The organism is Kitasatospora sp. NPDC088160 (genome assembly GCF_044741445.1).
Lineage (GTDB): Bacteria > Actinomycetota > Actinomycetes > Streptomycetales > Streptomycetaceae > Kitasatospora.
The window spans coordinates 37626-57577 of sequence record NZ_JBIUSS010000004.1 but is presented as its reverse complement, the minus strand read 5'-3'; the positions used below and the strand labels follow the sequence as shown (position 1 = coordinate 57577).

Genomic DNA, 19952 nt, shown 5'->3' with positions numbered 1-19952 from the left:
CGGTAGCTCCCGCACGCGCACCATCAACACCCCGGACGGCGCTCCACCCCCACCACCCAGGCGCGCCGCCGGGCCTCCCCCCACAGGAGATGGAGTCATGCCACCTGCCCGACACCGGCGCCCACGCGCCGCCCACACCCTGCTCGCCGGGGCCTGCGCCGTCGCCCTCGGCCTGAGCGGGCTCGCCCTCGCCACCGGCACCGGCGCCCAGGCCGCCGACCCCGACCTGATCGCCAACGGCGGCTTCGAGACCGGCACCCTGTCCGGCTGGTCCTGCGGCAACGGCGCCGTCCAGAGCGCGACCGTGCACTCCGGCCGCTACGCCCTGCAGTCCACCCCGGGCTCGGGCGACACCGGCGAGTGCACCCAGACCGTCGCCGTGCAGCCCTCCTCGACGTACACGCTGAGCTCCTGGGTCCAGGGCTCGTACGTCTACCTGGGCGCCCGCGGCACCGGCGGCACCGACCCCGGCACCTGGACGAACTCCACCGGCTGGGCCCAGCTGAGCACCGGCTTCACCACCGGCCCGCGCACCACCAGCGTCACCGTCTACCTGCACGGCTGGTACGGGCAGCCCGCCTTCCTCGCCGACGACGTCTCGCTGATCGGCCCGGGCGGACCGCAGCCCTCCCAGAGCCCGACCGCCACCACGTCCCCGAGCCCCACCGGCACCGGCAGCCCCTCCCCCACGGACACCGGCACCGCAAGCCCGACCGCCACCTCGACCGGCAAGCCTCCCGGCCTGCCCAAACACATCCTGACCGGCTACTGGCAGAACTTCGACAACGGCGCCACCGTCCAGCGGATCAGCGACGTCCCGGCCGCCTACGACATCATCGCGGTCTCCTTCGCCGACGCCACCACCACACCGGGCGGGCTGGGCTTCACCCTGGACCCCGCCCTCTCCTCCCGCCTCGGCGGCTACACCGACGCCCAGTTCAAGGCCGACATCGCGGCCAAGCGGGCGGCCGGCAAGAAGGTGGTGCTCTCGGTCGGCGGGCAGAACGGCACGGTGTCGGTGAGCGACCCGACCTCGGCGGCCAACTTCGCGAGCACCGCGTGGGCGCTGATGCAAGGCTACGGCTTCGACGGGGTCGACATCGACCTGGAGAACGGCGTCAACGCCGCCTACCTGGGCCAGGCGCTGCACTCGCTGGCGGCGAAGAGCGGCAGCGGGTTCGTCCTCACCATGGCGCCGCAGACCATCGACATGCAGTCGACCGGCATGGAGTACTTCAAGCTGGCGCTGAACGTGAAGGACATCCTCACCATCGTCAACATGCAGTACTACAACTCCGGTGCGATGAACGGCTGCGACGGCAACGTCTACTCGCAGGGCACCGAGGACTTCCTCGCCGGGCTGGCCTGCATCCAGCTCAAGGGCGGGCTGCGGCCCGACCAGGTGGGGCTCGGCGTGCCGGCCTCCACCAGCGCGGCGGGCGGCGGGTACGTCAGCCCGAGCGTGGTCGACAACGCGCTGGACTGCCTGGCCGCCGGCACCAACTGCGGCAGCTACAAACCCGACACCACCTGGCCGGGCATCGGCGGGGCGATGACCTGGTCGACCAACTGGGACGCCAAGGCGGGCAACCCGGTCGCGGGCACCATCGGCGCGCACCTGCACGCCATGCCGTGACGCCCCCTGCCCGGACCGGGGTTCAGACCCCGGCCCGGGCCTCCGGGACGTGTGCCGCGGGCCCGCCGTGCCGGCGGCGCAACTCGGCCGTGATCTCGGCCAGTTCGCCCTCGGGCAGCAGCGGCAGCATCATCGCGACGCCCTGGAGCAGACCGCCGAGCAGGAAGGTGGTGTCGGCGGTCGAGGCGACCAGGCCGCGCACCTCGGCCACCTCACCGGCGGCCACCGCCTCGATCAGCCGGGCGGCGTCCGCGCTCTCCTCGTCCACCGCGACCGCGCCGTTGTCGGCCGGGGCGCGCCGGGCCATCGCCCGCAGCACCCGGTCGCCGACCTCGGGCGCGTACGCCTTGCGGACGGCCTCGGCGGCGATCCAGGCGAGCAGGGTGGTCACCTCGCGCTCGGCGCGCTCGGCGAGGAGCAGGTCCAGCTCGTGGTCGAAGGCGAGCTGGTTGCCGTGGCGGAACGCCAGCAGCAGGGTCGCCGCCCTGGCCTTGGCCTCCTCCACCGCCTCGGCAGGAAGTTCTTCGGCCAATTCCTCGGTCACCACCACGCCATGCCCTCCCGTCCGTCGGCTCAGCAGGAACGCTCAGCAGAAACACCCGTCAGAAACTCCGTGCACACCGTACACATCCGACCTGCAAACTTCCGCGAACCCGCGCGGGCAAGACCGGAATGAATTCGGAAGGAATAGGACCTCACCCGGTCCAGGATGAATATTCGCCGGAAGGGAGCAATGTTGCTGGGCTATTAGGCGTAGCAAAAAGAACACCGCCGCCGTGCCCGGCCGAGCCGCCCGGAAACGCCGGAGGGGCCGCACCCCGCGCGTCGCGGAGTGCGGCCCCTCACGGACCGGTACGGGCTCAGCCCTGCGGCAGCGCCGCGAGCTGGGCGGTGATCCGGGCGATGTCGGCCTCGGCGGCCTCCTGACGGCCCCGGATCTTGGCGACCACCTCGTCCGGCGCCTTCGCGAGGAACGCCTCGTTGCCGAGCTTGGCCGTGGTCTGCGCCTTCTCCTTCTCGGCGGCCGCGAGGTCCTTGGCGAGGCGCTTGCGCTCCGCCGCGACGTCGATGGTGCCGGAGAGGTCGAGCGCGACGGTGGCGCCGGCGACCGGGAGCGAGGCGGTGGCCGCGAAGCCCTCCTCGGGGACGGTCAGCCGCAGCAGCGAGCGGATCGCGTCCTCGTGGACGGCCAGCACGGTGCCGTCCAGCTCCAGCTTCGCCGGGACGCGCTGCGCGGGCTGCAGGCCCTGGTCCGAACGGAACCGGCGGACCTCGGTGACGACCTGCTGCAGCGTGGCGATCTCGGCCTCGGCGGCGGTGTCACGGAACCCGCCGTCCGTCGGCCAGTCGGCGACCACCAGCGACTCGGCGCCGGTCAGCGCCGTCCACAGGGCCTCGGTGACGAACGGGACCACCGGGTGCAGCAGCCGCAGCGTGGTGTCCAGGACCTCGCCGAGCACCCGGCGCGCGGCGTCGGCCTGCGGGCCGCCCTTGGCCAGGGTGGTCTTGGAGAGCTCGACGTACCAGTCGAAGACCTCGTCCCACGCGAAGTGGTAGAGCGCGTCCGAGGCCTTGGCGAACTCGTAGCCGTCGTAGAGCGCGTCCACCTCGGCGATGGTGGCGTTCAGTCGCGACAGGATCCAGCGGTCCACCGCGGTGAGCTGCTCCGGCGCGGGCAGCGGGCCCTCGACGGTGGCACCGTTCATCAGCGCGAAGCGGGTCGCGTTCCAGATCTTGTTGCAGAAGTTGCGCGAGCCCTTGACCCAGTCCTCGCCGATCGGCACGTCGGCGCCCGGGTTGGCGCCGCGGGCCAGGGTGAAGCGGACGGCGTCGGCGCCGTAGGCGTCCATCCAGTCCAGCGGGTCCACGGCGGTGCCCGAGGACTTCGACATCTTCTTGCCGAACTCGTCGCGGACCAGACCGGTCAGGGCGACGGTCTTGAACGGCGCCTCGCCGTCCATCGCGTACAGGCCGAACATCATCATCCGGGCGACCCAGAAGAAGATGATGTCGTGGCCGGTGACCAGGACGTCGGTCGGGTAGAACTTCTCGAGCTCCGGGGTCCGCTCCGGCCAGCCGAGCGTCGAGAACGGCCACAGGCCGGAGGAGAACCAGGTGTCCAGGACGTCCGGGTCCTGGTGCCAGCCCTCGCCGGTGGGCGGCTGCTCGTCCGGGCCGACGCAGACGACCTCGCCGTCCGGGCCGTACCAGACCGGGATCCGGTGGCCCCACCACAGCTGGCGCGAGATGCACCAGTCGTACATGTTGTCGACCCAGTCGAAGTAGCGGCGCTCCAGCTCCTTCGGGTGGATCTCCACCTTGCCGTCGCGCACGGCGTCGCCGGCGGCCTTCGCCAGCGGCTCGACCTTGACCCACCACTGGAGCGACAGCCGCGGCTCGACCACGGTGTGGCAGCGCGAGCAGTGGCCGACCGAGTGCATGTACGGGCGCTTCTCGGCGACGATCCGGCCCTGCTCGCGCAGCGCGCCGACCACGGCCGAGCGGGCCTCCAGCCGGTCCAGGCCGAGGAAGGGGCCGTGCACGGTGATCGCACCGCGCTCGTCCATGATGCTCAGGTTGGGCAGGTTGTGGCGCTGTCCGATCGCGAAGTCGTTGGGGTCGTGCGCGGGCGTCACCTTGACGGCGCCGGTGCCGAACTCCGGGTCGACGTGCTCGTCCGCGACGACCGGGATCTCACGGTCGGTCAGCGGCAGCTTGATGGTCCGGCCGACCAGGTGCCGGTACCGCTCGTCGTCCGGGTGGACGGCCACGGCGGTGTCGCCCAGCATCGTCTCGGCCCGGGTCGTGGCGACGACGATCGAGTCCTCGCCCTCGCCGTAGCGGATCGAGACCAGCTCGCCGGGGACCTCCTCGTGCTCCACCTCGATGTCGGACAGGGCGGTGAGGCAGCGCGGGCACCAGTTGATGATGCGCTCGGCCCGGTAGATCAGGCCGTCGTCGAAGAGGCGCTTGAAGATGGTCTGAACGGCCTGCGAGAGCCCCTCGTCCATGGTGAAGCGCTCGCGCGACCAGTCCACGCCGTCGCCCAGGCGGCGCATCTGGCCGAGGATCCGGCCGCCGTAGTTCTCCTTCCACTCCCAGACCTTCTCGACGAAGGCCTCGCGGCCCAGGTCGTGGCGGGACAGGCCCGACTCGGCGAGCTGCTGCTCCACCTTGTTCTGGGTGGCGATGCCCGCGTGGTCCATGCCCGGCAGCCAGAGCGTCTCGAAGCCCTGCATCCGCTTGCGGCGGGTCAGGGCGTCCATCAGCGTGTGCTGGAAGGCGTGGCCCAGGTGCAGGGCCCCGGTCACGTTCGGCGGGGGGATGACGATGGTGAACGGGGGCTTGTCGCTCTTGGCGTCCGCGGTGAAGTAGCCACGCTCTACCCAGCGCTCGTACAGCTCGCCCTCTACGTCCGCGGGGGTGTAGGTCGTCGGGAGAGTTGCTGCTTCGTCCCCGGCAAAGGTGCTCACGGGGTGCTGGTTCGTCGTGTCGGTCACGACGCACAGTTTACGTAACCGCGGGCACGTGTTACGAACCGCTTTCGCCGCGCGGACGCGACCCGCCCGATCGGCTCGGTGGCGGACACCGTACGGTACCGTTCCCGGGCACTCGTCCGGTGTCCGCACGGACCCCGGGACGACACGACGACAGGCCGCGGGTGCGGCGGGGGAGCACGGACGCAGATGTACGGCCAGGGCCAGCAGTATCCGCAGGGACAACCGCAGGGACAGCCTCAGCCGCACGGGGGCCAGCCCCCGTACGGCCCGCCGCAGCCACCGCCGCCCTACGGCGCCCCGCAGCAGCCGCCCCAGTACGGCTACCCGCCGCAGGACGGCCAGCCCTACGGCGCTCCCCAGCCGCCCTACGGTGCCCCGCAGCAGCCGTACGGCGCCCCGCAGCCCCCGTACGGCTACCCGCCGCAGGCCCCGTACGGCCAGCCGGGCTACCCGCCGCCGCCGAAGAAGGGCCGGACCGGCCTGGTGGTCGGCCTGGTCGTGGGCGCGCTGGTGCTGGGCGGCGGCGGCTTCGCCGCGTGGAAGTTCCTCGGCGACGACCAGGGCGGCCAGTACAAGATCTCCGCGCCGCAGTCGCTGCCGGACGGCTACACCCAGAAGTCCGCCAAGGAGGAGGCCGTCGACCCGGCCAAGCCCGAGGCGGCGAAGTTCGGCAAGAACCTCAGCGTGCTGGCGGCCAGCTACAGCAAGGGCTCCGACGCGCTCGACACGCTCTCCGTGGTCGGCGTCTACGGGGAGCTCAACGACCCCGGCCAGATCATCGACGACTCGAAGAAGGACAGCGGCGGGCTGACCTGGACCACGCCGCTGACGGACTTCCCGGCGCAGGACGGCCACAGCTCCTCGGCGAAGCTCGCCTGCGGCGTGGCCGGCGTCATCGCGGGCAAGGCCGGGCCCACCGTCTGCGTGTGGGCGGACAAGTCCACCACCGGCCGGATCACCTTCAGCAAGATCAGCCTGACCGGCGGCGGCCAGGGCCTCACCCCGGCCCAGGCCGCGGACAGGACCCGGGCGATCCGCGACGCCATGGTCGTCGCCAAGTAACCGGGCACCGCCCCGCCGCGTCACCACACGTCAGCACCACGTCCCCGCCGCCACCGGCCGCGCCGGGCGGCACCCGGGCATCGCCATCAGAGAGGCCTCGCGTGACCGAGCAGAACCCCTACGGCCCCCCGCCGCAGCCGGGACACGACGCACCGCCGCCCCCGCCGGCCCCGCCGGGCTACGGCGGCATCCCGCCGCAGAGCCCGCCGCCCGGCTACCCGCCGGTCGGCGAGCCGGGTGCCTACCCGGGGTACGGCGCCTACCCGCCGGTACCGCCGCCGCGCAAGTCCCGCAAGACGCTCTGGACCGTGCTCGGCGTCGTCGGCGCCTTCGTCCTGCTGGGCGGCGGCACGCTCGCCTACTTCGTCTACGACGTCGCCAGCAACGCGGGCACCCAGAAGATCGTCCTGCCGGCCACGTTCAAGGACCTGCGCCAGAGCGACGACCCCCAGGTCGCCGACACCCTGGAGAAGGGGCTCACCTCCAGCTTCGGCAAGGGCGACGGCAACTGGAACCCCACCGGGGTGGGCGCCCTCTACCAGAACGCGCAGTCGGAGCCTCAGCTGGTCGTGTTCGGGGGCTACGGCAAGGTCCTGGCGCCGAAGCAGGAACTGGACCAGGCGTTCCAGGGCATGGCGTCCACCGGTCGCAAGCTCAGCGACCGGCACGTGGTGGACGCCGGCCCCAAGGGCGGCGCGATGGAGTGCGCCGCGGTCGTCGGCGGCGAGAGCGAGGCCGGGACCACGATGGGCATCTGCTCCTGGGCCGACAGCAGCGGCCTGGTGATGGTCATGACGGTGGCCGACCCGAGCGCCAAGCCGGACCTGGACAAGCTCGCCGCCGACACCCGCGACCTGCGCGCGGTCGCCGAGGTCCCCAAGTAGTCCACCGGGAACCGCCGGTGACCCTCCGGGCACCGGGAAACGCCGAAGGGCCCCGCACCGGTCGGTGCGGGGCCCTTTCGGATACGGCGGGCGCGGGTCAGGCGCTCTTCTCGCGCCGCTCGCGCTTGATCATGTCGCGCGGGACGAGGGTGGGGATGGCGTGCTTGGAGACCACGTCCCCGGTGACCACCACGCGGGCGACGTCCTGACGCGAGGGCACCTCGTACATCACGGACATCAGCACCTCCTCCATGATGGCCCGCAGGCCGCGCGCGCCGGTGCCGCGCAGGATCGCCTGGTCGGCGATCGCCTCCAGCGCGTCCCGGGAGAACTCCAGCTCCACGCCGTCCAGTTCGAAGAGCTTGCGGTACTGCTTGACCAGCGCGTTCTTCGGCTCGGTGAGGATCTGCAGGAGCGCCTCGCGGTCCAGGTTGTGCACGCTGGTGATCACCGGCAGCCGGCCGATGAACTCGGGGATCATGCCGAACTTCACCAGGTCCTCGGGCATCACCTGGCGGAAGTGGTCGCTGGCGTCCGACTCCCGCTTGGAGCGGATGTTGGCGCCGAAGCCGATGCCCTTGGCGCCGGCCCGGCCCTCGATGATCCGCTCCAGGCCGGCGAACGCGCCGCCGACGATGAACAGCACGTTGGTGGTGTCGATCTGGATGAACTCCTGGTGCGGGTGCTTGCGCCCGCCCTGCGGCGGCACCGAGGCGGTGGTGCCCTCCAGGATCTTCAGCAGCGCCTGCTGCACGCCCTCGCCGGAGACGTCCCGGGTGATCGACGGGTTCTCGCTCTTGCGCGCGACCTTGTCGATCTCGTCGATGTAGATGATCCCGGTCTCGGCCTTCTTGACGTCGTAGTCGGCCGCCTGGATCAGCTTGAGCAGGATGTTCTCGACGTCCTCGCCGACGTACCCGGCCTCGGTCAGCGCGGTGGCGTCCGCGATCGCGAACGGCACGTTGAGCATCCGGGCCAGGGTCTGCGCCAGCAGCGTCTTGCCGGAGCCGGTGGGGCCCAGCAGCAGGATGTTGGACTTGGCCAGCTCGATGGCGTCCTCGCGGCCGTTGCCGCCGCTGCGGCCCGCCTCGCCGGCCTGGACGCGCTTGTAGTGGTTGTAGACCGCCACCGACAGCGCCTTCTTGGCGAGGTCCTGGCCGACCACGTACTGGTCCAGGAACTCGTAGATCTCCCGCGGCTTCGGCAACTCCTCGAAGCGCACCTCGGAGGTCTCGGCGAGTTCCTCCTCGATGATCTCGTTGCACAGGTCGATGCACTCGTCGCAGATGTACACGCCTGGGCCGGCGATCAGCTTCTTCACCTGCTTCTGCGACTTGCCGCAGAACGAGCACTTGAGCAGGTCGCCACCGTCTCCGATGCGTGCCACGAGGTGCTTCCCCTTCGCCAGGGGCCCCGCAGGGGTTCCGGGGCCTGGTGCTGTGGACCGTCAACGCCGACGGCGATCGGTCTCGCTATCCGACGGTACTCTGCCGGGCCCCTGATTCCGTCCTCTTCGCCGGGTCTGCCCTACGCCCTGGGCGAATTGATACCGAACAGATGCCGTTGCGGAGGCCGCCGACGAACCGGAGCGGGGCGCGCACGCAGGATGCGCGCCCCGCCTCGGAGGGTGCCGGCCTCAGGAGGTCAGCGAGGTCTTGCGGGTGGAGATGATCTGGTCGACGAGGCCGTACTCCAGGGCCTCCTCGGCGGTGAGGATCTTGTCGCGCTCGATGTCCTCGCGCACCTGCTCCACCGGCTTGTTGGAGTGCTTGGAGAGCATCTGCTCCAGCTGCTCGCGCATCCGGAAGATCTCCTTGGCCTGGATCTCCAGGTCGGACACCTGGCCGCGGCCCGTCTCGGTGTACGGCTGGTGGATCAGGATGCGGGCGTTCGGCAGCGCCATCCGCTTGCCGGGGGTGCCGGCCGCGAGCAGCACGGCCGCGGCGGAGGCCGCCTGGCCCATGCAGACCGTGGTGATGTCCGGCTTCACGTACTGCATGGTGTCGTAGATGGCCGTCAGGGCCGTGAACGAGCCGCCGGGCGAGTTGATGTACATCTGGATCTCGCGGTCCGGGTCCATCGACTCCAGGCACAGCAGCTGCGCCATGATGTCGTTCGCCGAGACGTCGTCGACCTGCGAGCCGAGGAAGATGATGCGCTCCTCGAACAGCTTGGCGTACGGGTCGTACTCGCGGATGCCCTGCGTGGTGCGCTCGACGAAGCGCGGGACGATGTAGCGACCCTCGGCGCGCATGTCCTCGACGCGGGCCTGGGCGGCCGACAGGCTGGGGATGTTCATGGGGGTTCTTGTCCTCCGGGGCGTTGTGGCTGTGGTCTCGTGGGCCGGGCCGAGGCTCAGGCGCCCGTGCCGCCGCCGCCGGGGACGTCCGCGGCGCTGTGCATGATCGCGTCGATCAGGCCGTACTCCAGGGCCTCCTCCGGCGTGAACCAACGGTCGCGGTCGGAGTCCCTGGTGATCTGCTCGAAGGACTGGCCGCTGTGGAAGGCGATCAGCTCGGACATCCGCTTCTTGGTGCGCAGCAGCTGCTCGGCCTGGATGCGGATGTCGGTGGCGGAGCCGCCGAGGCCGGCGGAGGGCTGGTGCATCAGGATGTTGGCGTTCGGCAGCGAGAAGCGCTTGCCCTTGGCGCCGGCGGTCAGCAGGAACTGGCCCATCGAGGCCGCCATGCCCATCGCGATGGTGACGACGTCGTTCTTGATGTACTGCATGGTGTCGTAGATCGCCATGCCCGCCGAGATCGAACCGCCCGGGGAGTTGATGTAAAGGAAGATGTCCTTTTCCGGGTCCGCGGCCAGCAGCAGCAGCTGGGCGGTGATCTTGTTGGCGATGTCGTCGTCGACCTGCTGGCCGAGGAAGATGATCCGCTCGTTGAGCAGCCGGTTGTACACCTGGTCGCCCAGGCCGCCGAGCACGTCACCAGAGGCGGCGTGCGGCGCCATCGGGCCAGGCATCTGCATCTGCGGGAACGTCACTTAGCCACCTGCTCAGTCGATTTGGACGGTCGCTCCACGGCCGTCACGATGTCGCACAGCTTCCGGGTATCACGGTGTGATTGGTGCTGTCCAAGGACCCTAACGCGCAGGCCGGGCCGCAGAATCCCTCACGCAGAACTGTTCGCTGTGAGCGCAGGGTCGGGCCCGCCCCGGGGGACGACGACGGGCCCGGACACCGTACGGCGTCCGGGCCCGTCGCAGACCTCAGGGGCTACCGGGGCACTCAGGCCTCGGTCTTCTCCTCGGCGGCGGTCTCCTCGGCGGCCGGGGCCTCGACGGTGTCGGCCGTCTCGTCCTCGTCGTCGAAGTTGACCTCGTTGCCCTCGGTGTCGACGACCTTGGCGGCCTCGACCACGGTGGCCAGCGCCTTACCGCGGGCGACCTCGCCGACCAGCAGCGGCACCTGGCCACCCTGGACGACCTGCTGCGCGAACTGGTCCGGGGTGAGACCCGAGCCGGCGGCGCGGCGGATGAGGTGCTCGGTCAGCTCCTCCTGGTTAACACCCAGCTCTTCGTCGGCGACGATCTGGTCCAGGACGAACTGGGTCTTGATGCCCTTCTTCGCCTGCTCCTCGATCTCGGCGTCCCACTCCTCGCGGGTCTTGCCCTGGGTCTCCAGGTAGCTGTCGATGTCGAGGCCCATCGGCTGGAGCTGGTGGTGCTCCAGGTTGTGCTTGCGGGTCTCGACCTCGTCCTTGAGGAGCTTCTCCGGGAACTCGATCTCGACCAGGCCGAGCAGGGCGTCCAGCACCTTCTCCTGGGCCTGGGTGGCCTGGTCGTACTCCTTCATGCGCTCCAGGCGCTTGCGGGAGTCGTCGCGCAGGGCCTCCAGGGTGTCGAACTCGCTGGCCAGCTGGGCGAACTCGTCGTCCAGCTCGGGCAGCTCCTTCTCCTGGACGGCGGTGACGGTGACGGTGACCTCGGAGGTCTGGCCCGCCTGGGTGCCACCCTTGAGCTCGGTGGAGAAGGTGGCGGTGCCACCGGCCTCCAGGCCGGTCACGGCGTCGTCGATGCCGTCGATCAGGCGGCCCGAGCCGATCTCGTAGCTGACGCCGTTGGCGGTGCCGTCCTCCGGCACCTCGCCGTCGACCTTGGCGATCAGGTCCACGACCACGATGTCGCCGGCGGCCGCGGCGCGCTCGACGTCCTTGACCGAGGAGAAGCGCTCGCGCAGCTGCTCCAGGGACTTCTCGATGTCCTCGTCGGAGACGACGATCGGGTCGACGGTCACCTCGATGGAGGCGAAGTCCGGAAGGGTGATCTCCGGACGGATGTCCACCTCTGCGGTGAACTTCAGGTCACCGCCATCGGCGATCTTCTCGACACCCTCGATGTTGGTGATGTCGGGCTGGCCGAGGACCTCGATCTTGCCCTCGTCGACGGCCTGCGTGTAGAAGCGCGGCAGGGCGTCGTTGACGGCCTCCTCCAGCACGGCACCGCGGCCGAAACGCTGGTCGATGACGCGAGCCGGGATCTTGCCCTTGCGGAAGCCCGGAACCGTGACCTGCTGGTTGATCTTCTTGTACGCCGCGTCGAGGCTGGGCTTGAGCTCCTCGAAGGGCACCTCGACGGTGAGTCGAACCCGGGTCGGGTTCAGAGTCTCGACGGCGCTCTTCACGGTTAGGTCTCCTATGGGCTTGCGGTCAGGTTGCCTCCGCCGTTCCCGGCCGCCGGCCGAGGCCGTACGAGTGGGTCGGGCGAGACGGGCGATGAAGGGTTGGAGCTGCATCTCCCGTGGGGGGTGGACGGTGAGAGTGACTCCTCGCCCTCGTGCGGTTGACCTGGGTTGAGACCGCAGGGACTACCGCCAGCGCCCCATCCTACCGGTACCACGAAAGGCGGACGCCAGGCGCCACCATCGGGCCCGAACAGAACAGGGCCCCGCCACGGTGGACGAGACCCTGCCGCACTGTCGGGGTGACCGGATTCGAACCGACGGCCTTCCGCTCCCAAAGCGGACGCGCTACCAAACTGCGCCACACCCCGTGGTGCCGAGAGGAAGCGTACACGTCGGGCCCTGGCGGCTCGCCGACATATTCGGGGGCGGTCCGAGGGAGCGCGCGCAGAATCCGGTGTGCGCGGAAGCGGCCGGACCGGGTACGCTGTCCCCCGAACTTCCGGCCGGCAACGACCGGGGGATCACGCGGGCGTAGCTCAATGGTAGAGCCCTAGTCTTCCAAACTAGTCACGCGAGTTCGATTCTCGTCGCCCGCTCATCGGCCCGGCCCCGGTGCGTCTCCACGCACCGGGGCCGTTGGCGTTTCCGGGCGGCCCGGCGGCCCCGCGAGCCCGGCGTCCGGGGGCGGAGGCCAGGAGGGCCGGTTCAGAGTCCGAGCCGGGCGGCCCGGGCGGCGGCCCGGTCGAGCAGCCGGTGGACGTCGGCCTCCCGGGTGGCGGGGCGGTCGTTGTACTCGTCCGGGGAGCGCGCCGGGCGGCCGGTCGCGTGCAGCACCTCCATCAGCTGGACCCGGGCGGTGCGCACGGTGGCCGGGGTGCCGTAGCCGTGCGCGAGGACGGCGGCCTGGGCGCCGAGCAGGCAGACCCGTCCGCGCGCGTCCCACATCGCGCCCTGCAGCCAGCCGTGGGCGCCGATGTAGCGGGAGGCGAGTCGCAGGTGGTCGGCGGCGCTGACCGGCACCGGGCGGGCCGGGCGGCGCAGCGCCCGGTCGAGCAGGGTGGCCCGGGGCGCCGGGTGGCCGGCGCACCACGGCCGCACGGTGGTGCCGTGGGGGCAGACGTACGGCACCGGGTGGCGCGCGAGGGCGGGCAGCGAGGCGAGGTAGGCCTCGATCTCGGCGGCCAGGCCGGAGCCGTCCGGGCCCGCCAGAAGGGGCGGAAGGGGGGGCGGAGGGGCCGTCGGGAGCGATGACGGCCTCGTCGGGGCGGTGCGGGTCATGCGGGCTCTCCAGGCGGGCGGCAGGGCCCCGGCCGGCGGCCACAGGGCGGTTCCGCTTCCCAAAGTGGTGCATTCCAGACATTTCCGCGACTGGAGAACCGGGGAGGCCGGACGGTTTCCCGCCTGGCTGCCGGGCCGATAGCCTCGGCGGCGTTCGAGCGCAGTTCGAGCGGGAGCTCACCCGCCGCGCTCCGAGGTGGAGGAGTCCCGGTGCGTCCCCAGGAGCGGCTGGCCGTCATACAGCGCTGTGTCGTCCGGGAGATGGCACGCCTCGGGCAGGAGTTCACCGCCGACGGCGAGGTGGTGCGCGGCCCGGGGACGACGGCGGTGGCGGTGCGCGAGCACCCCGGGGACGACGGCGCCGGCCACGTCGACCTCGGCTACGTGCTGCACCTGGGCCGGGCGGACGCCCCGGTGGTGTGGGACTGCGCGGCCGGCCTCGGCAAGACCGAGGAGGAGAAGCTCGCCAACGCGGTGAAGATGTGGGCGACCACCACCGCCTCGGTGCTGGTCGAACTGACGGACGGGCGCGGCGTGCACGCCGACCACGCGGACCACGCCGAACTCCAGGGCTGGCACGCCGTCCAGGGGCCGGCGGCGGTGTTCGGCTTCGGCAACGAGCACCTGGCGGGCTGGCTCGCCGAGCACCGGGTGCTGCCGGCGCTCGCGCCCGCGCTGCGGCCGCAGCTGGCCGGGCCGGGTCCGGTCGGGGTGAAGCTCTTCCTGGGCGGGAAGGCGGGCGACGACGTCGCCGAGGTCCGGGTCGACGGCGAGGTGTCGGAGGCCGCGTCGGCGGCGCTGCGCGCGATGGACTGGCCGCGGGGCGAACGACTGTGCTGGGCGCGGCTGTTCGTGCTGTTGACGGCCGATTCGGCGGCGCCGGGGCAGGCCGCCGCGGCGGGTGCCGCGGCACCCGCGCCGATGCGCGCCCCCGCCCAGGCGGCGGCCCGCCCCCGGGGACTGTTCGCTCGCTGGCGGGAGGCCAGACGGGCCGGCCGGTGATCCCCTCGCGGGGGTCGCGGACGGCCCGGCCGGGTCAGCCGCCGGTGATGCCCGAGATGCTGTGGGCGAGGTTCGCCAGCAGGGAGTTGATCGAGCCCGCGACCGTGGTCTCGTGCAGCATGAAGCCGAACAGGGCGGCGATGATGCCGTGCGCGATCTTCAGCTGCTTGTTGCGGATGAAGATGATGCACAGGATTGCGAACAGGACCAGCGCGGAGACGGAGAGTGCCACCCGGACTCACTTCCTCGTTTCATAGCGTGGTGCCGCCGCCCGGCGGCACCTGCGAAGCCGGACCCCGGCCTGTCCGACGGTCCCGAGGCGGAATCGCGGATCGACCGGCACACCACCGGCGAGGGAGCCCGGCGCGGTCGAACGTTGTCTGCCGTGCCGCACGTGACGCCCCCCATCCCCCGAATCCTGAACAGTCCCGCCCGGACTCAGTGTGGTCGACCGTGCCGATTGCGTAAAGGTCTGACAGTCAGCCCAACGCCGATATCCTGCGATGCGAGACGAGTTTCCGCCGACCGGGACGATAGCGGAGTCGTTCTGACGAATCGTCGGCGGGGCGGCGCTGAGCGGCCGGAAGGCGGCCGGGGGCGGGTAACGGAAGCCGCAGGTCCGGTCAGCCGAAGGGGCGGCCGATTTGGCCGAAGATCGGCTGCCCGGCTTGACAGCACGCGCCCGCGGCATGTGCCGGTCCGTCCGGTGACGGACGGCCGGGCCGAGGGGGCGTCAGTCGCGCCAGAGCAGCAGGACCGCGCGGTCGTCGTTGATGTCCCGGGCCACCGTCTCGATCAGCGCGGCCGCCGCACCGGCCCCCGCGCCCGGACCGCTGCCGGGCACCAGCCGGTCCGCCTCCCCCATCAGCCGGTCCATCCCCTCGGAGAGGTCCCGGCCCGGCTCCTCGACCATGCCGTCGGTGCACAGCATCAGCACGTCGCCGCGGTTCAGCCGGCCGCGCACGCCGTCGAACTTCGCGCCGTCGTAGATCCCGAGCAGCGGGCCCTCGGCCTCCTTGACCTCCCAGCGCCCGGCGCCCGCCAGCCGCTGCATCCCCGGCAGGTGCCCGGCCGACAGCAGCTCGTACTCGCCGGTGTCCAGGTCCAGCACCAGGTGGACGGCGGTCGCGAAGCCCTCCTCCCAGGACTGGCGCAGCAGGTAGCCGTTGGCGGCGGGCAGGAAGTCGTGCGCGGGCAGCGAGCCCACCAGGCCGCCGAAGGCGCCGGAGAGCAGCAGCGCGCGGGAGCCGGCGTCCATGCCCTTGCCGGAGACGTCCGCGAGGACCACCTCCAGCAGCCGCTGGCCCGGGCCGGTGCGGGCGGCGACCACGAAGTCCCCGGAGAAGGACTGCCCGCCGGCCGGGCGCAGCGCCATGTCGGCGTGCCAGCCGTCCGGCAGCTCCGGCACCCGGCTCTGCACCCGCAGCCGCTCGCGCAGGTCGAACAGCATGGTCGAGCCGCCCCACCAGGGCACGCCGACCCGGGCCCGGAACTGGGCCAGCAGCAGGCCGCCCACCCCGGCGGCGCCGACCACCAGGGCCGCGCCCGGGGTGACGCCGTAGATGTAGGCCTCGGGGTTCTCGCTGGCCACCCGCTGGCCGGTGTGGATCACCGACTCGGCGGACAGGCCGAGCGCCGCCAGCGCGTACAGCACCACCAGGCTGCCGGGGCGCAGCAGCAGCGCGCCGGCCAGGATCGGCAGGACCAGCGCGGTGGGCGGGGCCCAGGCGGGGATCCAGATGTTGAGCAGGATCAGCAGCGGGACGAGCAGGGCGAGCGCGCAGAGCACCGGCCAGTCGGCGGCGCCGCCGCGGAAGTAGTCCACACCGGCCGTGCGCAGCCTTCGGCGGACCCGGCGGAGCCTCCTGCGCAACCGGGCCGTCACGGGTCCGGACGCCGTGGCGGCGCCGGGCCTCGTCGCAGTCGTCTGGGGCGGTGCGCCCGGCGGTCTGCCAGCCATGGGGCCCGACCCTATCCACGGGCACCGCCCGGCGTCGACGGGCCGGACGCGAGCGGGTGTGCCGTGGCGCGGGTCCGTCAGCCGGTTTCGGCCGATCGCCGCGACGGCGGGCGCGGCGTCAGGAGGCGTGCGCCGGTTGGGCGTACGAACCACGCGGGCGGCGCACGCGCCCCACGCGTACCGGCGTCGGCGCGCCCGGCCCTGTGGCCGATGACACAGCCGTACGGGCCCGGGAACGGCGGCGGCCGGCCGCGTGGAGCACGCGGCCGACCGACGGAGGGTGGACGGGGGGAGGGATCAGCCCTGCGGGTGGTGGGCCGGGATCGGCGGGAGCTCGCCGGTGGTCTCGTACTCGCTCAGCATCTCGATCCGGCGGGTGTGCCGCGGCTCGCCGCTGTAGGGGGTGTTGAGGAAGACCTCGACGAACTTGGTGGCCTCCTCCAGCGTGTGCATGCGGCCGCCGACGGAGACCACGTTGGCGTTGTTGTGCTCGCGGCCGAGCCCGGCGGTCTGCTCGCTCCAGGCCAGCGCCGCCCGCACGCCCTTGACCTTGTTGGCGGCGATCGCCTCACCGTTGCCCGAGCCGCCGATGACGACGCCCAGCGCCTCCGGGTCGGCGGCGGTGCGCTCGGCGGCGCGCAGGCAGAACGGCGGGTAGTCGTCCTCGGCGTCGTAGATGTGCGGCCCACAGTCGACCGGCTCGTGGCCGGCCTCCTTGAGCCACTCCACGAGGTGGTTCTTCAGTTCGTATCCGGCATGGTCTGAGCCCAGGTACACGCGCATGCCATGAGTGTGGCATGCGCGTGCGCCCGGGCCCGGCAGGGGGCTCACCGCTTCGCGGCGAGCTTCCAGACCAGCGGCAGGGCCCCTGCGGCGAGGACGGCCTTCAGCGCGTCGCCGACCAGGTACGGGTAGAGGCCGAGCTCGGCCGCCCGGGCGAGCGGGACGTGCAGCGACAGGGCCAGGTACGGGACGCCGACCGCGTAGATGGCGAGGCTGCCGAGGACCATGGTGCCGGCGGTGTTCACCGGGGTCCGGTCGGCGCCGCGGCGGGCCAGCTCGCCGGTCAGGCCGGCCGCCAGGACGAAGCCGAGCACGTAGCCGAGCGAGGGCATCGTCCAGCCGGAGGTGCCCTCGGCGAACCAGGGCATCCCCGCCAGGCCGGCCAGCAGGTAGAGGGCGAGCGAGGCGACGCCGCGGCGGGCGCCGAGCGCGGTGCCGACCAGCAGGGCGGCGAAGGTCTGGCCGGTGACGGGCACCGGCGAGCCGGGGATGTTCACCGACAGCTGGGCGGCCACGCCGGTCAGGGCGGCGCCGCCGGCCACCAGGGCCAGGTCGCGGGCCTGGGCGCCGAGGCGGGTGGTGGCGGCGGGCAGCAGGTCGGCGAGGACGGCGCGGCGCGGTATCGGGGTGGTGGCAGTGGCCATCGGGGGTCTCCTGTGGGGTGCTCAGGTGAGTGAACACCTGTGAACCTACGTGGTGATCCACTACGCCACCGCCACGGTTTCGGACAAAGCCCCGCCCTCGACCGTTGTCGGAACCGGCCCATTCCGGCCCGTACCGACGCCGTGTCACCGGTCGGACCCGTTCCGTCACCGCGTGGTCCGCATGGTGGGCCCGGGGTCCCCGTTCTTGGCATGAACAGAGGTGTCACCGGATATTGGACAGCTCATGCCGCATTCCGCACAGTCTGGATCCAGCCCTATGGCCCCCACCTCCGCGCCCAAGGCGTCCGGGACCACCGACGCCGACGGTGCCCCGGCCACCGGCCAGCAGCTCGCGCACGGCCTCAAGCAGCGCCACCTGTCGATGATCGCGCTGGGCGGGGTGATCGGCGCGGGCCTGTTCGTCGGCTCCGGCGCCGGTATCGCCGCCGCCGGTCCGGCGATCATCCTGGCGTTCACCCTCTCCGGCCTGCTGGTCATGCTGATCATGCGGATGCTCGGCGAGATGTCGGCCGCCCGCCCCGCCTCCGGGTCGTTCTCGGTGCACGCCGAGAAGGAGATCGGCCCCTGGGCCGGGATCACGGCCGGCTGGATGTACTGGGTGATGCTGTGCTGCGGCGTCGCCGCCGAGGCCACCGCCGCCGGGAAGATCGTCAACGGCTGGGTGCCGGGCGTCTCCTCCTGGGTCTGGGTCGGCCTGTTCATGGTCTTCTTCTGCGCCAGCAACCTGACCGCGGTGAAGAACTTCGGCGAGTTCGAGTTCTGGTTCGCCACCATCAAGGTCGCCGCGATCGTCGCCTTCCTGGTCCTCGGCGGGCTCGGCATCGCCGGGGTGATCGGCCCCGGCGCCCCCGGCGCGACCAACCTGACCGGCCAGGGCGGCTTCCTGCCCACCGGGGTCAGCGGGCTGATCGTCGGCCTGCTCGCCTCGGTCTTCGCCTACGGCGGGCTGGAGACCGTCACCATCGCCGCCGCCGAGTCCGACGACCCCCGCAAGAACGTCGCCAACGCGGTGCGCACGGCGGTGTGGCGGATCGCGATCTTCTACATCGGCTCGATGGCCCTGGTCGTCACCCTGGTCTCCTGGAAGGACCCGGCGGTGGTCACCGACGGCCCGTACGTCACCGTGCTGCGGCACCTCGGGGTGACCGGCGCCGGGACGATCATGGAGGTGGTGGTGCTGATCGCGCTGCTCTCCGCGATGAACGCCAACATCTACGGCGCCTCCCGGATGGCGTACTCGCTGGTCGGCCGCGGCCAGGGCCCCCGGGCGCTGGCCAAGATCTCCGGCGGGGTGCCGCGCCGGGCCGTGCTGGCCTCCTGCCTGTTCGGCTTCGGCGCCGTGCTGGCCGCCAAGTTCTGGCCGGAGACCGTCTTCACCTGGCTGATGAACACCACCGGCGTGGCCATCCTGGTCGTCTGGCTGTTCATCTGCCTGGTCCAGCTGCGGATGCGCCGCCGGCTGGAGCGCGAGGCGCCCGAACTGCTCACCGTGAAGATGTGGGGCTACCCGTACCTGACCTGGATCGCGATGGCCGCCGTCACCGGCATCCTCGCCCTGATGACCACCACCGAGGGCAACCGGCAGCAGCTGTACGCGGCCGGGGTACTGGTCGCGCTGCTGAGCGCCGCCGGCCTGGTCAAGCAGCGGCGGGACGCGGCCGCCGCCCGCTGACCCCGGCACGCACGAGGGCCCGGTACCGCCTGCTGCGGTACCGGGCCCTTCGCGCGCCCCGCGCTACTCGAAGGACGGGCCCGCCGTACGGGTCCGCTTGATCTCGTAGAAGCCCGGGGTGGAGGCCACCAGCAGGGTGCCGTCCCAGAGCCGGGCCGCGGCCTCGCCCTTCGGGGCCGGGGTGACCACCGGGCCGAAGAAGGCGACCCGCTCGCCGTCCACGCCCTCCACCGCGATCACCGGGGTGCCGACGTCCTCGCCGACCAGGGTGATGCCCTCCTTGTGCGAGGCGCGCAGGGCCTCGTCGTACGCGTCCGTGCCGGCCGCGTCCGCCAGCTCCACGGGAAGCCCGGCGGCCACCAGCGCCGCCTCGACCGTCTCCCGGTTCTGCGGCAGGCCCTGGTTGTGGAAGCGCAGGCCCAGCTCGGTGTAAAGCCGGCCCAGCACCTCGTCGCCGTGCTCCCGGGCGGCCGCGATGCACACCCGCACCGCGCCCCAGGCGTTGTCCAGCAGCTCGCGGTAGTTCTCCGGGAGGTCGCGGTCCTCGTTCAGCACCGACAGGCTCATCACGTGCCAGTTCACGTCCACCGGACGCAACTGCTGCACCTCGATCAGCCAGCGGGACGTCATCCACGCCCACGGGCAGGCCGGGTCGAACCAGAAGTCGGCGGTCTTGCGCTCAGCGGCAGTCGTCACGGCTGTCGTCCTTCGTGAGGTGATGACGAGGCAGGCAGGCGTGCCACCCCCACGCGTCAACACCCGCCCGCCGCCGCTGATTCCGGCCCCGCCGGGACGGCCTGTGCAATGGTACCGGCGAGGGAGGGCGTGAAAGGATGCCCCTGCGGGGCGCGGCACACCGCGCGCCGAGACCGCACCA

At 71.9% G+C, this 19952-nt stretch carries 17 protein-coding genes and 2 tRNA genes; 6 read left to right on the top strand and 13 right to left on the bottom strand.

The annotated features are described in order from the left end of the window. Positions 1 to 97 precede the first annotated feature (97 nt). Positions 98 to 1636 (top strand): chitinase, encoded by a 1539-nt coding sequence (locus ACIOGZ_RS07075; protein WP_400985140.1) that lies wholly within the window; start codon positions 98 to 100, stop codon positions 1634 to 1636. Between the two features lie 22 nt (positions 1637 to 1658). Here the strand turns inward: ACIOGZ_RS07075 and ACIOGZ_RS07070 are convergent, their stop codons facing one another. Together ACIOGZ_RS07070 and ACIOGZ_RS07065 are read right to left on the bottom strand one after the other, a co-directional pair. Next, on the bottom strand, positions 1659 to 2180 hold the full coding sequence (locus tag ACIOGZ_RS07070; protein WP_363586429.1) for a hypothetical protein: 522 nt from the start codon (positions 2178 to 2180) through the stop codon (positions 1659 to 1661). Positions 2181 to 2496: 316 nt separating this feature from the next. Next, complete coding sequence (locus tag ACIOGZ_RS07065) at positions 2497 to 5136, bottom strand: valine--tRNA ligase (protein ID WP_363369869.1); 2640 nt, start codon at positions 5134 to 5136, stop codon at positions 2497 to 2499. Positions 5137 to 5322: 186 nt separating this feature from the next. Here ACIOGZ_RS07065 and ACIOGZ_RS07060 point away from each other — a divergent pair, with 186 nt between their 5' ends. Both ACIOGZ_RS07060 and ACIOGZ_RS07055 read left to right on the top strand, forming a co-directional pair. Next, positions 5323 to 6198 (top strand): hypothetical protein, encoded by an 876-nt coding sequence (locus tag ACIOGZ_RS07060; protein WP_400985138.1) that lies wholly within the window; start codon positions 5323 to 5325, stop codon positions 6196 to 6198. 101 nt (positions 6199 to 6299) lie between these two features. Beyond that, a complete protein-coding gene (locus ACIOGZ_RS07055; protein WP_363586431.1) occupies positions 6300 to 7082 on the top strand; it encodes a hypothetical protein in 783 nt (260 codons plus the stop codon). 97 nt (positions 7083 to 7179) lie between these two features. Here the strand turns inward: ACIOGZ_RS07055 and clpX are convergent, their stop codons facing one another. The 5 genes from clpX to ACIOGZ_RS07030 all read right to left on the bottom strand — a co-directional run bounded on the left by clpX (position 7180) and on the right by ACIOGZ_RS07030 (position 12083). After that, positions 7180 to 8469 carry an ATP-dependent Clp protease ATP-binding subunit ClpX gene (clpX, locus tag ACIOGZ_RS07050; protein ID WP_063347569.1) on the bottom strand — a complete coding sequence of 430 codons (1290 nt, stop codon included), beginning with the start codon at positions 8467 to 8469 and terminating at the stop codon, positions 7180 to 7182. Positions 8470 to 8718: 249 nt separating this feature from the next. Next, on the bottom strand, positions 8719 to 9381 hold the full coding sequence (locus ACIOGZ_RS07045; RefSeq protein WP_350886164.1) for an ATP-dependent Clp protease proteolytic subunit: 663 nt from the start codon (positions 9379 to 9381) through the stop codon (positions 8719 to 8721). 56 nt (positions 9382 to 9437) lie between these two features. Then, on the bottom strand, positions 9438 to 10055 hold the full coding sequence (locus ACIOGZ_RS07040; protein ID WP_360211667.1) for an ATP-dependent Clp protease proteolytic subunit: 618 nt from the start codon (positions 10053 to 10055) through the stop codon (positions 9438 to 9440). Positions 10056 to 10320: 265 nt separating this feature from the next. Continuing rightward, positions 10321 to 11715 carry a trigger factor gene (gene tig, locus ACIOGZ_RS07035; protein WP_400985136.1) on the bottom strand — a complete coding sequence of 465 codons (1395 nt, stop codon included), beginning with the start codon at positions 11713 to 11715 and terminating at the stop codon, positions 10321 to 10323. A 294-nt stretch (positions 11716 to 12009) separates the two neighbouring features. After that, positions 12010 to 12083: transfer RNA gene (locus ACIOGZ_RS07030), tRNA-Pro, on the bottom strand. Between the two features lie 157 nt (positions 12084 to 12240). Here ACIOGZ_RS07030 and ACIOGZ_RS07025 point away from each other — a divergent pair. Continuing rightward, positions 12241 to 12311: transfer RNA gene (locus tag ACIOGZ_RS07025), tRNA-Gly, on the top strand. A gap of 109 nt (positions 12312 to 12420) precedes the next feature. On the opposite strand, the gene ACIOGZ_RS07020 is transcribed toward ACIOGZ_RS07025, so the two are convergent. Then, a complete protein-coding gene (locus ACIOGZ_RS07020) occupies positions 12421 to 12993 on the bottom strand; it encodes a hypothetical protein (protein WP_400985135.1) in 573 nt (190 codons plus the stop codon). Between the two features lie 210 nt (positions 12994 to 13203). Between ACIOGZ_RS07020 and ACIOGZ_RS07015 the strand changes: the two genes are divergently transcribed. After that, the gene (locus tag ACIOGZ_RS07015; RefSeq protein ID WP_363629180.1) at positions 13204 to 13995 is read left to right on the top strand and encodes a DUF6348 family protein; all 792 of its coding nucleotides are present in this window, start codon (positions 13204 to 13206) and stop codon (positions 13993 to 13995) included. Positions 13996 to 14029: 34 nt separating this feature from the next. On the opposite strand, the gene ACIOGZ_RS07010 is transcribed toward ACIOGZ_RS07015, so the two are convergent. The 4 genes from ACIOGZ_RS07010 to ACIOGZ_RS06995 form a co-directional block, all read right to left on the bottom strand. Further along, entirely contained in the window at positions 14030 to 14227 is a 198-nt protein-coding gene (locus ACIOGZ_RS07010) for a hypothetical protein (protein ID WP_063347574.1), read from the bottom strand. 501 nt (positions 14228 to 14728) lie between these two features. Then, positions 14729 to 15820 (bottom strand): PP2C family protein-serine/threonine phosphatase, encoded by a 1092-nt coding sequence (locus tag ACIOGZ_RS07005; RefSeq protein WP_400332257.1) that lies wholly within the window; start codon positions 15818 to 15820, stop codon positions 14729 to 14731. A gap of 432 nt (positions 15821 to 16252) precedes the next feature. Beyond that, entirely contained in the window at positions 16253 to 16738 is a 486-nt protein-coding gene (locus tag ACIOGZ_RS07000; protein ID WP_063347575.1) for a ribose-5-phosphate isomerase, read from the bottom strand. A 44-nt stretch (positions 16739 to 16782) separates the two neighbouring features. Beyond that, positions 16783 to 17382: a biotin transporter BioY gene (locus tag ACIOGZ_RS06995; protein WP_400805334.1), complete on the bottom strand. Its 600-nt coding sequence runs from the start codon at positions 17380 to 17382 to the stop codon at positions 16783 to 16785. Positions 17383 to 17659: 277 nt separating this feature from the next. Between ACIOGZ_RS06995 and ACIOGZ_RS06990 the strand changes: the two genes are divergently transcribed. Next, a complete protein-coding gene (locus ACIOGZ_RS06990; protein WP_400805332.1) occupies positions 17660 to 19075 on the top strand; it encodes an amino acid permease in 1416 nt (471 codons plus the stop codon). Positions 19076 to 19138: 63 nt separating this feature from the next. Here the strand turns inward: ACIOGZ_RS06990 and ACIOGZ_RS06985 are convergent, their stop codons facing one another. Continuing rightward, positions 19139 to 19771, bottom strand: coding sequence for a disulfide bond formation protein DsbA (locus tag ACIOGZ_RS06985; protein ID WP_400805330.1), 633 nt, complete (start codon positions 19769 to 19771; stop codon positions 19139 to 19141). Between the last annotated feature and the right edge of the window lie 181 nt (positions 19772 to 19952).